This window comes from Shewanella sp. UCD-KL12, assembly GCF_001957125.1.
Lineage (GTDB): Bacteria > Pseudomonadota > Gammaproteobacteria > Enterobacterales > Shewanellaceae > Shewanella.
The window spans coordinates 116,593-129,938 of the sequence record NZ_MPHJ01000007.1; the positions used below are offsets into that span (position 1 = coordinate 116,593).

Consider the following 13,346-nt stretch of genomic DNA (forward strand, 5'->3'; position numbering starts at 1 on the left):
AAGGAAGAGTTATGGCACGTTTCTTTATCGATCGCCCTATTTTTGCGTGGGTGATCGCCATTCTAGTGATGCTAGCCGGGCTGCTTTCGATTACGAGCCTTCCGGTATCTCAGTATCCTAACATCGCACCACCTTCAGTGGTGATCAGTGCTGTTTATCCAGGAGCATCGGCGAAAACGATGGAAGACTCGGTAACTCAGGTTATCGAGCAGCGTATGACAGGTCTTGATCATCTGCGCTATATATCGTCAACCAGTGATAGCTTTGGTAATGCGCAGATCACTCTGACGTTTAATGCAGAGGCTGATCCCGATATCGCCCAGGTACAGGTGCAAAACAAGCTCCAGCTTGCGATGCCACTGCTGCCGCAGGAGGTTCAGGCACAAGGGGTTAACGTAGCTAAGTCTAGCGCTGGCTTTTTGATGGTTGTTGGTTTCGTATCCCAAGATGGCTCTTTGGATAAGAATGATATCTCTGATTACGTGGGATCGAATATTCAAGATCCTATGAGCCGTGTAGCCGGTGTGGGTACTATTCAGTTATTTGGCGCTCAGTACGCGATGCGTATCTGGTTAGATCCGCTAAAACTGACTCAATATAACCTCACCAGTATCGACATTATGGCTTCGATTCGTGAGCAGAATGCTCAGGTTTCGGCAGGTCAATTGGGTGGTTCGCCATCATTGCCTGGTCAGCAGTTAAATGCGACGGTATCAGCTCAGAGCCGACTACAGACGGCGGAGCAGTTTAAAAATATCATTATTAAATCTGACTCTTCGGGCGCGAATGTTTATCTCGAAGATGTAGCCAGAGTTGAGCTAGGTGCAGAGAGTTATGCAGTAGAGTCTTTCTACAACGGTAAGCCTGCTGCAGGTATCGGTATTCAGTTAGCAACGGGCGCAAATGCTTTAGCGACAGCTAAGCTTGTGCGTGAAAAAATCGAAGAGATGAAGCCTTTCTTTCCTCAAGGGTTAGAAGTGGTTTACCCCTACGATACCACCCCGTTTGTTGAAAAATCGATTGAAGGTGTTGTTCACACCCTACTTGAAGCAGTCGTACTGGTTTTCTGTATTATGTTCCTATTTTTACAGAACTTCCGGGCAACACTGATCCCAACTATTGCGATTCCGGTTGTACTCTTAGGTACCTTTGCCATCTTGTCTGCACTGGGCTTCTCGATTAACACCTTAACCATGTTTGCTATGGTGTTAGCGATTGGTCTGTTGGTTGATGATGCCATCGTTGTGGTAGAAAACGTCGAACGTGTGATGCAGGAGGAGGGACTCAGTCCCATAGAGGCCACCAAGAAGTCGATGGATCAGATCACTGGTGCCCTTGTCGGTATTGGTTTGACTCTGTCCGCCGTATTTGTCCCTATGGCATTTATGTCAGGTTCTACGGGTGTGATCTATCGTCAGTTCTCTGTGACTATTGTTTCGGCAATGGCGCTGTCTGTGATGGTTGCGATTATCCTGACACCTGCACTTTGTGCCACTATGCTTAAGCCGATTAAGAAGGGCGAAAGCCATGCAAAAACAGGCTTCTTTGGTTGGTTTAACCGTAAGTTTGACAACCTGACCTCGCGTTATGAAGCCAGTGTGGCAGCCATGATTAAGCGTACAGGCCGCACTATGATGGTGTATTTAGCCATTGCAGTTGCTGTGGGTTGGATATTCATGCGTATGCCAACGGCATTCCTACCAGATGAAGATCAAGGGATCTTGTTTACTCAGGCTATTTTGCCTGTGAACTCGACCCAAGAGGCTACGCAGGATGTCTTAGATGAAGTGTCAGACTTCTACCTTAATGCTGAGGGCGATAATGTTAAATCTGTATTTAGCGTTTCAGGCTTTAGCTTTGCGGGTAACGGTCAAAACATGGGTATTGCGTTTGTTGGCTTGAAGGACTGGGCTGAACGAACTAACCCAGGTCAAGACGTGCAATCAGTTGCGGGTCGTGCCATGGGCATGTTTATGCAGATGAAAGAGGCCTTTGTGTTTGCCTTTGTTCCTCCTGCAGTCATCGAGTTGGGAACGGCTAACGGCTTTGATCTGTATCTACAAGATAGAAATGGTCAGGGGCATGAAAAGCTTGTCGAAGCACGTAATATGCTACTCGGCATGGCATCGCAGAACCCTAACCTTGTCGGTGTTCGTCCTAATGGTCAGGAAGATGCGCCTCAGTATCAGATCCAGATAGATCAGGCGAAAATAAGAGCCTTAAGTGTCGATATTAACTCAGTAAACAGTGTACTGGGTACGGCATGGGGTGGCTCATATGTGAATGACTTTATCGATCGTGGCCGAGTGAAGAAGGTATATGTGCAGGGTGATGCCCAGTATCGTATGCAGCCTGAAGATCTTGATACTTGGTATGTCCGTAATACCCAAGGTGAGATGGTGCCTTTCTCTGCTTTCGCAACGGGTACATGGGAATATGCTTCGCCGCGTTTAGAGCGTTTCAACGGCCTGCCTGCGGTAAATATTCAGGGTGGTACAGCTCAAGGTTACAGTACTGGTGCTGCAATGGCTGATATCGAGGCTATGGTTAAAAAGCTACCACCAGGATTTGGTGTAGAGTGGAATGGTCTCTCCTATGAGGAACGCCTCTCGGGTAACCAAGCTCCTATGCTTTATGCCTTGTCGATTATTGTGGTTTTCTTAGTACTTGCGGCTCTTTATGAGAGTTGGTCGGTACCGTTCGCTGTGGTCTTGGTTGTGCCTTTAGGTATTATCGGCTCCTTATTAGCGATGAATGCCCGTGGTTTGCCCAATGATGTATTCTTCCAGGTGAGCTTACTGGCAACAGTCGGTCTGGCGACGAAGAATGCTATCTTGATTGTAGAATTCGCTAAAGAGTACTACGAGAAAGGGGCTAACTTAGTCGATGCAACCCTGCACGCTGTGCGTGTACGTCTGCGTCCGATCATCATGACCTCACTGGCCTTCGGTCTAGGGGTTGTACCGCTAGCAATCAGTTCTGGTGTAGGTTCTGGTAGCCAAAACGCGATTGGTACCGGTGTATTAGGTGGCATGATGAGTTCTACCTTCTTAGGTATTTTCTTTATCCCAATCTTCTTCGTTGTTGTTGAGCGTATCTTCAGCAAGCGAGAGAAGAAAGGTGCTAAGGCTGAGTTACCAAAGGCTGACTAATCTGCGCATTGAATAATCTAAAAAGCCCAGCATCTGCTGGGCTTTTTATTGGATTACAGTAAGTGAGTTACGCTACAGATAAACATTAGTTAACTGTTTTTATCCATTTGGCTGATATACCTTGTCATGAATCGAGTTAATAAGGGCTGGCATGATAAGTTAGCGAGAACAGTGGTAGTCAGATCGTGAGGGATGATAGATGCTGAGATCTCTTTTTATTACAGCGTTATTGTTGAGTTTGTTGCCAATTGAGTCCGTTGCAAAGGAGTGTGTCGTATTGCTCCATGGCTTAGGTAGAAGTGCATCCTCAATGGAAAAGCTGGAAGAGATACTTACCGAAAATGGCTATATCGTTGCTAATATCAATTACCCATCTCGAAAAATGCCAATTGAATCCCTTGCTAATGTTGCGGTGACTGAGGGGCTGGAGCAATGTGAATTGCTCAACACGAAACAGGTGAATTTCGTGACACACTCTCTTGGTGGAATACTGGTAAGACAATATTATAGCCAACATAGTGCAGATTCGATTAATCGTGTCGTGATGTTAGGCCCGCCAAATCAAGGGAGCGAGCTTGTTGATAAGCTTGGTTCAATACCTGGGTATGAGCTTATTACTGGGGAGGCTGGAACTCAATTAGGTACAGATATAAACAGTGTTCCCAGGCGACTAGGTCCAGTTAACTTTGATTTAGGTGTCATAGCTGGCACGCAATCCATCAACTTGCTTATGTCTAGCATGCTACCTAACCCAGATGATGGCAAAGTGTCTGTAGCTGCCACCAAAGCTGAGGGGATGAATGACTTTATTGCCCTGCCAACGATCCATTCGCATATGATGAAAAATGATGCGGTGATCGCTGAGGTTATCTATTTTTTGAATCATGGCGAGTTTAATCACGAGCGACAGGAATAGTTTCTAACCTGTTATAAACGACGAAGCCGTACTCTCAAAAGAGTGCGGCTTCCTGTTTGTGTTCCCTAGTCTCTAGAACCTATTTACTCACTTTTTTAAGGGGTGTAATAGGTTGCAGCGCCAGGACCTACAGGCAGGCCAAGCACAAATACCCATAGGAAGAAGAAGATAGTCCAACCGATAAAGAAGACGATTGAGTATGGCAACATAGTCGCGATTAAGGTGCCTATGCCTAGGTTTTTCTTATATTGCGATGCCACGGCTAAAATCAGTCCGAAATAGCTCATCATAGGTGTGATCAGGTTAGTGACTGAGTCACCAATTCGGTAGGCAGCTTGAATGGTCTCAGGTGCATAACCAACCAGCATAAGCATAGGAACAAAGATAGGTGCTGTAACAGCCCATTGCGCAGAAGCACTACCTAGCATCAGGTTGATAAAGCCACACATCATAATAAACAGCACAAACACCAGTGGGCCGGTGAGCCCTATGGCACTTAAGGCATCGGCGCCAGAAACCGCTAATACAGCGCCTAAGTTAGTCCACTTAAAGAAAGCGACAAATTGAGAGGCGAAGAAAACCAGTACGATATACATGCCCATTGAGCTCATGCTGTGTGACATGGCATCGATAACATCTTTATCACGCTTCATCGTACCAACGACTTTACCGTAGACTAAACCAGGAATCGCAAAACAGATAAAGATAAAGGCAACAATTCCCTTAAGGAAAGGTGAACCTGCAACTAAGCCAGTTTCAGGGTTTCTCAGCGGACCACTCTCAGGTACAACTGTTAATGCGACCAGCGCCCCTAGAATAACAATCGAAATCCCCGCTGCTTTTAGGCCACGCTTTTCATCGGCTGTAACCTCATCCATCTTCTGATTTGAAAGGTCGGTCGCAGCTTCATCTGCATCATATTTTCCAAGCTTAGGTTCAACAATTTTCTCTGTTACCAGCGCACCGAGCGTGGTGATAAGGAAAGTTGAAACAAACATGAAGTACCAGTTTACCTCTGGGCCAACTGTATACTCAGGATCGATCATTTGAGCTGCAGCCTCAGTGATACCTGATAAAAGAGGATCGACAGTACCGAGTAGCAAGTTGGCACTATAGCCCCCAGATACACCAGCAAAGGCTGCTGCGAGTCCTGCGAGAGGGTGACGGCCTAGTGAATGGAATATCATGGCTGCCATAGGAATTAGTACGACATAACCTAGCTCAGAGGCTGTGTTAGACACGATACCGGCGAAAACGATGGTTAGTGTGACCAGCCTTTTAGAAGCCCCCATGACTAGAGAGCGCATAGCTGCAGATAGCATGCCTGAACGTTCAGCAATACCGACACCTAGCAGAGCAACCAACACAGTACCAAGCGGTGTAAATCCGGTAAAGTTAGTCACTAGGTTTGAGACTATCATTCTCAAGCCTTCGCCATTCATTAAGCTTACAACGTGAATAAGCCCATCTTCACTACGGCCTGATGCACCTACGGGTCTTGGGTCTACAACAGTAAGTTCAAAGTAGCCTGCGATACCACTGATAACAATAACTGCCATACAGAACATGGCAAAAAGTGTAATTGGATGAGGAAGTAGATTACCTAATCGTTCAACGATGTTGAGAAAGCGGACAAATGCACCACTTTGTTGCTCTTCAGGCGCACCCGAAGAGTTGAGAGGCATTTTCATGCTCTCATCTTTATTTTTACCCATACCACATCCTTCATTTTTGGCCTCTATGTGCCATTTTTATGCTGATTTTATCTAGCTCAAACTCGGTTTTTCCGAGATGACCGAGCATCATGTCTTAGAAGTTTTAATTGAAACTTAAATTTGAGGTGGTTTTGTATGAAAAATGTTCACTTCAAGCTGAAAGTCTAATGTATTAGCTTAGCTGTGATTTTTTGAATTTATTAGGGGTCATATCGGTTCGGCGTTTAAATTCACTATAGAAGGAGGACTTACTGTTGTAGCCCACCTCATAGGCGATATCGATGACGCTAAGTTTGCCGTCAATCAGTAACTGCTTGGCGCTTTCTATACGGTATTCATTGAGCAGATCAAAGTAGTTACCTTGGGTCTGCTGATTGATGATCTGAGATAGATGGTGAGTACTGACCTGTAGTTGCGATGCAAGCTTTCCAAGTGAGAGCTTTGAATCCTTGTAGATACCACTCTCCATGAGCCTAAGCAGGTTGTCGATCACTTGTTCTGCTTGGCTAGCGGTAACCGATGAGCGGTATTGTTTATCGGTTGGTTTGTGCGTTTGCAGCTGTGGAGCCGCTGGCCTCTCGGTTTTCTGCTGTGGACCCTCTACTGTTCTATCTTGGATAGTGATCTTCTTTCCAAGCACGGGCAGGTAGTAAAAAATCATCGAACTGATGGCTGTTACGACCAAAACAATGCTAGATATCATCCAGGTAAACTGGTGTGGCAACCTAAAAATGAAGAAAGAAAATACGATTGCAAAACTGATGCTGATAGCGATAAATCCCCCCTTGAGGCGGCCTATCTCTCTTAATACATCACTTTTCTTGTTATTGATCTCAATGTGTAGCTCTCGCCAACTCAAATAAAGGTAAACAGAGCCTAATCCGCTGATTAACAACAGTCTGGTAAAGCGGATTGGCATAAATGATAGTTGCCACGGAATAGGCTCATTAGTGTAAATGCTAGCAAAAAACCACTGCTTACCTGCTTCGTCGAGAAGGTTGTAGGGCATCATTGTTAACAGGTAGAGCAAAGGGAATATTAAATGTATGCCACTTCGCCATTGGAATTTATCATTGAGTCGCATGCTAGCTTTAAAGTACAGATAGAAAAAAATAGGTACAGAAACAGAGAGAGGGCCTGATAACGATATTATGTATAGGAAGCTGGCACCCTCCTCAAAAATGGCGAGCTCTAGCATTAGGCTGATAAGACCAATCAACATCATAGCAAAGCAGAGTCTCGCCTTACGATTCTGATAAGGTGTTGTGGCCACATAACCCATCATAAAGAAGCTCAAACCCACTGAGATTAACAACAAAATGGTCATCAACTGCATGGCCTATATCAATCCTTACTTTGTATTTGCATGGTAAGCATGCCGGTACAACGATTATAAAAATCCCCGCAATGAATCAAAAATAATCAAACAAACGTTTAAATACCTGATTGTTAGGGAGAATAAAAAAGTCCGAACGGGTCGGGACGGTCGAGTTGTTCGCCTTTAGTGAATTAAAGTAACAAATGATTAGCAAATCATAAACTTATTTTAAATAGCACACTGGGTGGCATGGCCGAATAAGGCTGCGACTCAAAAGGGATTAGCCGAAATGGAAAATAATAAATATAAAAGGTGCCTTACACCAATTGCGTTGGCCATGACATTGGGGTTATCTGGCTGTGGCGGAAGCGATGATGACGCTAACGAGCCTGAAGTACTGCCAAGTACCGTAAAAATTGAGTACACCTCCTATGGCGTGCCCCATATCACAGCGACCGATTATCGCGCTTTGGGTTATGGCCAAGCGTATGCTCATGCTCAGGAAAACATGTGTACTTTAGCTGAGCAAATTATTGAGGTTAGAGGCCAAAAAGCTGCCACCTTCGGTGCAGGTAACGGAAGTGCTAATGTCCTGACGGATTTTGGCACTTTAGCGCTGAATATTTATCAAGATGCGGAAGCTGCGGTTGAAGGTATGACTCAGGAGCAGAGTGATTTACTCACCGGCTATGCTGAAGGCTTTAATCAAGCTGTTGTGGATAAAGCAGGTTCGCAAAACTATCCATCACCCTGTAGAGGTGCTGATTGGATCCCTGAACTGACAGTGACAGATCTGCACGCTTACCATCTAAAGTTGGCCTTATTTGCCAGTGGTGGCGCCTTATCGACTCAAATAGCCACAGCATCGCCGGTAACTTCAGATAAGAGTCTGCAAAAGATGTTTACTGAGGTGGCCAGTAAAAATGAGGGCTTAGGCAGTAATGGTTGGGCGCTAGGCCGAGATAAAACTGAATCGGGCAGTGGCATGTTACTGTCAAATCCCCATTTTCCTTGGGTAGGGAGTCTTAGATTTGTTGAGAATCACCTGCAGATCCCAGGGGAGATGAATGTCACAGGTGTTTCTTTCGTTGGGGTGCCCGGTGTACTTATTGGTTTCAATGAGAATATTGCCTGGACGCATACCGTTTCTCAATCTAAGCGGTTTACCACCTATCGTTTGACGTTAGATCCCCAAGATAGCACGCGATATCTCTATGAGGGTGAGTATAGGCAGATGCTGAGCCAAGAGTTTTCTGTTGAGGTGAGAAACGATGATGGCACCAACGAGCAGATAACTAAGACACTCTACTCGTCTCATTATGGTCCCATGATTGGCTGGTACCCTGATGGAACGGCGGTGAGTTATCGAGACGCGAATGTGAATAACGGCAACATGGTGAGTCAATGGTTAGCCATGGACAGAGCCAAAACAATTGAAGAGTTTGAAGCGGCATTTAAGACATACCAAGGGATACCTTGGGTCAATACTATGGCGACCGATAATAAGGGTAACGCCTTCTTTATCGATGGCTCAAGGGCACCAAATTTAAATGCGTTTGCGGCCATTCTTGTGAAAGACTTTGTCAATAATGATCCTGTTGGAAAAGCTTTGTGGCAAGGCGGCAGAGGGCAACTAGTGCTTGACGGTAGTATGTCTCTATTTGAATGGGTTGATACAGGTAACACGCCTATCGCTGGTGTCGTTCCTTTCGAAAGAGCGCCTAAAGCCTTACGTAGCGATTATGTGTTCAATGCCAATAGTAGCCATTGGCTGAATCATGTAGAGCAGCCGTTGGAAGGCTACTCGATTGTCTATGGCCCTGAGCAAACGATACGTAGCCCTCGAACTCGGATGAATGCCACTATGCTACAGGAGAAGTCTGCCCAAGGAATATCGGGAGAGGATGGCAAGTTTAACCTTGATGAACTAAAAAATGTTGTCATGAGCCAGCGTGCTCAACTTTCAGAATTACTTAAAGAACAGCTTGTTGAACGCTGTACTGGTGTCGCTAGTATTACCCTTGAAAGTCAGGAGGTTATTGATATCTCTGCGGCGTGTACAACATTAGCGAATTGGGATGGTCTCTATAAGACCAGTAGTCAAGGCGCTCACCTATTCAGAGAGTTTTTAAAGGTGTTCGATGTGGGTGGAGAGCAGGCGTTGAGTGATAGTTTGTTTGCCACTGAATTTGATGCTAATAAACCTGTGGCGACTCCTGCTGATTTGGCCATTCATACCGGCACCGCCAATAGTGATCCTGCATTACAGGCATTAGCAAGTACTGTACAGCATCTAGCTAGCGTCAACATCCCTTTAGCAGCGCCTTTAGGCGCGATTCAATATCATATGAAAAATGAGGAGATGCTGTCGATCCCTGGTGGTGGAACCATCGATGGGGTCTTTAATATCAATACCAGCAGCAGCGCTAAGGTGCCAAGCTATGGGTATCCCGTATATCACGGAGCAAGTTGGCTGATGGCGCTAGAATTTACTGACAGTGGGCCTAAAGCTGATGCGTTTTTGACCTATGGCCAGTCCCATGATCCGGAGTCGGAGCACTTTGTTGATCAAACTCGCTTATTTTCTAAAGGGGAGTGGCGACCAGTGGTGTTCACTGAGCAAGATATTAAGGATGATTTGGTCGATACCTTAATGTTTACCCTCAATTAATCTTACATTTCAGCCAAAAAAATGGACCCAAAAATGGGTCCTAAAGGGTTATTTGATTTGCACTAACAATGAAAATTACCAAGCAAACAGGAAAAACTATGGGGTTAACGTTCTAACTGTTTGCTTAATAACTAATTTAGCAAAGTATTACTGTATGAAAACTGAATGGTACAATACCAATTGTATTAAGTATTTGGCCAACTCAGAGCATCTCAAACTTTTCAATTCAAGGCGCATTGATGAAGAAATGGCCACTCCCTTTTAAATCAATGTAAAGCAGAAGTGGAGAGTTTGAGACGCTCACGTAGTGCGGGTCTCAAAGCACTTTAAGCTTCGTTGAGGGTTTTCGATATAGAATAACTATTAGCTTCATCCCCTCGCCTTGCTTACAGCGCTTTGACCTGCCGCTGAGTGGTCAAACTTTTAATGTAATTGGTATGACTGCAAGCTGACCTATTTTGTCTGCCAAATTTCAGGCAAAAAAATAGGCTCAATCTAGAGCCTAAAAGGGATGTGGAACTATGGTTACAGATAATGAGATGAGTCAATTTCCGTGTGATAACTATATCAATCTATCCCTGAATCAATCCTGAATGGTGTACGGAGAATTTATGTTCATTAGTGAAGATTTGAATTGAGTTCATCGAGTGGACGGCATTCAGCTCTGGATCTAAGTCGTCTTTGTCGGAGAATCATCTTAAATGGTTAGAAAATGTCATGATTGACTGGCTTGCAGTGAAAACCTGTCTTTAACAAGTGTTATCTGGAGTTAAGCACTGCATTTATTGCCAACTTCCCCTAAAGTTATTGTACTCCTGTTCATTTATTGCCTACTAGAAACACAGTTGCTTGTCACTGAAATGCCAGTGTTTTTTGTATCTTGCTGTATATGTATTTTTTTTTATTCCGTTTTTCCTACCACAGCAACCAATATAGCGCCCTGCTTTCTGTTTAAATGTCTTTACTTAGATAAAAGCGACATAAATAACAATTCTGTTTGAAATAAGTGCAATAAACCCCCTTTTTATTAAGCGCTAGTGTGTAGATAAATATATGGAAATATGAGAAAAAATAGGTAAGAGTAGAGGGTTAAAGCTAAATATAAAAATTGAGTAAATAGTCAAAAATTAGCATAAATAAGGACGTGTGATGGAAGGATTGTTGTTGGCTCTTGGGTTGTTGGTGATAATTGCCTACCTCTGGTATGTGAGCTTAATTAAAAAGCGCAATGCAGGTCGTGAAGCGCTATCCGGTATCGATGTTCAGATAAAGAAACGCTCAAATTTAGTGCCCAATATTTTAAAAATTGCCCAAAAATTTATGGAGCATGAAAAGGCACTATTAACAGATATCACAGAGCTACGAGCTCAAACGAGTAAAGCTTACGACAACAATGATGCAGAGGCTATCAAGGAGCACCTTGTTGTCGCCGAACAGTTAAACAGTAAGATGGGGCAGCTGATGGTAAATGTAGAAGCTTACCCTGAGCTAAAATCTGATAATACTATGCTGCAGGCGATGCAGACCTACAATGAAGTTGAAGCGCATATCTCAGCTGCGCGACGTTTTTATAATGCTTCAGTCTCTGAGCTTAATAATGCTGTGGAGATTTTTCCTGGGTCAATCATTGCTTCTATGGCAAGCATTAAGGTCATGCCTTTCTACGAAGCTGATGAAGCGTCGAAAGCACCTGTCGATGCCGCCGACTTTTTGAAGTAGATGAATTTACACAGCGACCGAATGATCTTCTTTGAATCTAATAGCCTGATATAAAATGAATATAGTTAGTTTTATTCTCGGGGCGCCTATCAAGGCTAAGCGACAATCTCAACAGCTTGTTGCCCCCGATGGCGATATTGCCTCGCTGCAAGCGCATTATGATCAGCATATAGAGCCACTGACCAGAAAGTTTGAAAATCGGCGGGTATCTTCTCTTAAAACCCTTAGGCAACGTATCTATTTCAGCTTTATCATTTTTGCGATTATAGCCTTTGTTATCTATCTCTTTGATACTCGTGAACGTTTGGGTATTCCTTGGTTTCTCTACCTAATTCCTGCACTCCCGCTGTTTTGGTGGTCATCTCGTCCCGTGAAACGTTATCAAAGCGATGTTAAGGCGAGGGTTTTTCCCAAGATATTTAGCTATTTTGGTAGTGACTTTATCTTTAGCTCTTCCCATAGCATGAGCTTGCCTGAGCTTAAGCGCTCTAAACTACTCCCATATTATGATAATGCTCGATTTGAAGATTATGTGCAGGGAACACATAAAGGGGTGGAGATCGCGATTAATGAGTTAGAACTGACAAAAAAGGTGAAGCGAGATAAGCGAACTGAAAATGTGACAACGTTTAAAGGCGTGATGGTGCAACTCAGCAGCCACAAGAAGTTCAGCGGACATACCGTTGTGGTGCGTAGTCGAGGTGGGCTGGTTAACTTTCTGTCGGACTCCTTTAAGCGACTCTCGAGAGTGAAGCTTGAAGATCCAATTTTTGAAAAGCAGTTTGATGTGTTCTCTTCAGATCAAGTCGAAGCGAGGTATTTACTGACCGTTAGCTTTATGGAACGTCTTCAGGAGTTGGCGAGTTGCTTTACAGGTAAGATACAGTGCGCTTTTTATGAAGACAAATTACTGATTATGTTGGCTAGCCGTGAAAACCGGTTTGAGCTTGGTTCTATCTTTAATGGTGCAACATTCGAGTATGAATTTAGCCAAATAAACAGAGAGATGCAGCAGCTGTTTGCTATGATTGAAGTACTTAAACTTGATGAGTATACAGGACTGTAAATGAGCACTCGACAGCTGGCAAGGCGAGCAAGTTATCGATTTTGGCTAATGTGTAGCTTCTGTGCTCTTATGGCTCATTCACAAGCCTTCGCTAAAGATAAGCCACACTACAAGGCCAGTTATTCGAAAAATGGACTGAGTGACATTGCCACCGAGCAAGGTGTCGATAGCCAAGCGATAGATAGCACGGTACTCGATAATAACAGCTTTCTAGAGCATGGTGAGACGAGTGCCACATCCAGTGAACAACTTAAAGTATATCAATATAAACAAGCTAATGGCGTTGTCGCTTTTTCAGATCATGCGCCTGGCATGAGTGAGTATCAAGTTTTGCTTTATGATTGCTATGCATGTCGACCAGAGTCAGATCTTGATTGGAACAAGATGCCACTTTTCTCTCAGGACTATGATGACTTGATTGGCGAGGCGGCTAAGAAACACAGTATAGATCCAGCCTTAATCAGAGCCGTCATTCATGCTGAGTCAGCGTTTAATGTATTTGCCTTATCTCGGACCGGAGCTATGGGGCTAATGCAGTTAATGCCAGATACAGCAAAAGAGCTAGGCGTTAAGAATGCCTTTCGCCCTGAGCAAAACATCGATGGCGGAGCTAAGTATTTAGCCAAAATGCTAAATCGTTTTAATGGCGACGTTGAGCTTGCCTGTGCAGCCTACAATGCAGGGCCAACCACAGTTGATAACTATAATGGTATCCCTCCTTACCCCGAAACCCGAGCATACGTTAAGCGAGTGAAGATCTTACTTAAACGCTATCAAAAGTCTTAAAAC

8 protein-coding genes are annotated in these 13,346 nt (G+C 44.3%); 6 read left to right on the top strand and 2 right to left on the bottom strand.

Features of this window, described 5'->3' with window-relative positions:
• The first annotated feature begins 11 nt into the window (after nt 1-11).
• Both BM736_RS14055 and BM736_RS14060 read left to right on the top strand, forming a co-directional pair.
• Nucleotides 12-3,152: an efflux RND transporter permease subunit gene (locus BM736_RS14055; protein WP_076413271.1), complete on the top strand. Its 3,141-nt coding sequence runs from the start codon at nt 12-14 to the stop codon at nt 3,150-3,152.
• 199 nt (nt 3,153-3,351) lie between these two features.
• Nucleotides 3,352-4,068 carry a triacylglycerol lipase gene (locus tag BM736_RS14060; RefSeq protein WP_076413273.1) on the top strand — a complete coding sequence of 239 codons (717 nt, stop codon included), beginning with the start codon at nt 3,352-3,354 and terminating at the stop codon, nt 4,066-4,068.
• A 95-nt stretch (nt 4,069-4,163) separates the two neighbouring features.
• On the opposite strand, the gene BM736_RS14065 is transcribed toward BM736_RS14060, so the two are convergent.
• Together BM736_RS14065 and BM736_RS14070 are read right to left on the bottom strand one after the other, a co-directional pair.
• Nucleotides 4,164-5,759, bottom strand: a complete 1,596-nt coding sequence (locus BM736_RS14065; RefSeq protein WP_372828702.1) for an AbgT family transporter — start codon at nt 5,757-5,759, stop codon at nt 4,164-4,166.
• 196 nt (nt 5,760-5,955) lie between these two features.
• Nucleotides 5,956-7,119 carry an AraC family transcriptional regulator gene (locus BM736_RS14070; RefSeq protein ID WP_076413276.1) on the bottom strand — a complete coding sequence of 388 codons (1,164 nt, stop codon included), beginning with the start codon at nt 7,117-7,119 and terminating at the stop codon, nt 5,956-5,958.
• A 271-nt stretch (nt 7,120-7,390) separates the two neighbouring features.
• Here BM736_RS14070 and BM736_RS14075 point away from each other — a divergent pair, with 271 nt between their 5' ends.
• The 4 genes from BM736_RS14075 to BM736_RS14090 all read left to right on the top strand — a co-directional run bounded on the left by BM736_RS14075 (nt 7,391) and on the right by BM736_RS14090 (nt 13,343).
• Nucleotides 7,391-9,772: a penicillin acylase family protein gene (locus tag BM736_RS14075; RefSeq protein WP_076413283.1), complete on the top strand. Its 2,382-nt coding sequence runs from the start codon at nt 7,391-7,393 to the stop codon at nt 9,770-9,772.
• A 1,149-nt stretch (nt 9,773-10,921) separates the two neighbouring features.
• Nucleotides 10,922-11,491 (top strand): LemA family protein, encoded by a 570-nt coding sequence (locus tag BM736_RS14080; protein ID WP_076413285.1) that lies wholly within the window; start codon nt 10,922-10,924, stop codon nt 11,489-11,491.
• Between the two features lie 55 nt (nt 11,492-11,546).
• Nucleotides 11,547-12,557, top strand: coding sequence for a DUF3137 domain-containing protein (locus BM736_RS14085; RefSeq protein WP_076413287.1), 1,011 nt, complete (start codon nt 11,547-11,549; stop codon nt 12,555-12,557).
• Nucleotides 12,558-13,343, top strand: a complete 786-nt coding sequence (locus tag BM736_RS14090) for a lytic transglycosylase domain-containing protein (protein ID WP_076413288.1) — start codon at nt 12,558-12,560, stop codon at nt 13,341-13,343.
• Nucleotides 13,344-13,346 lie beyond the last annotated feature (3 nt).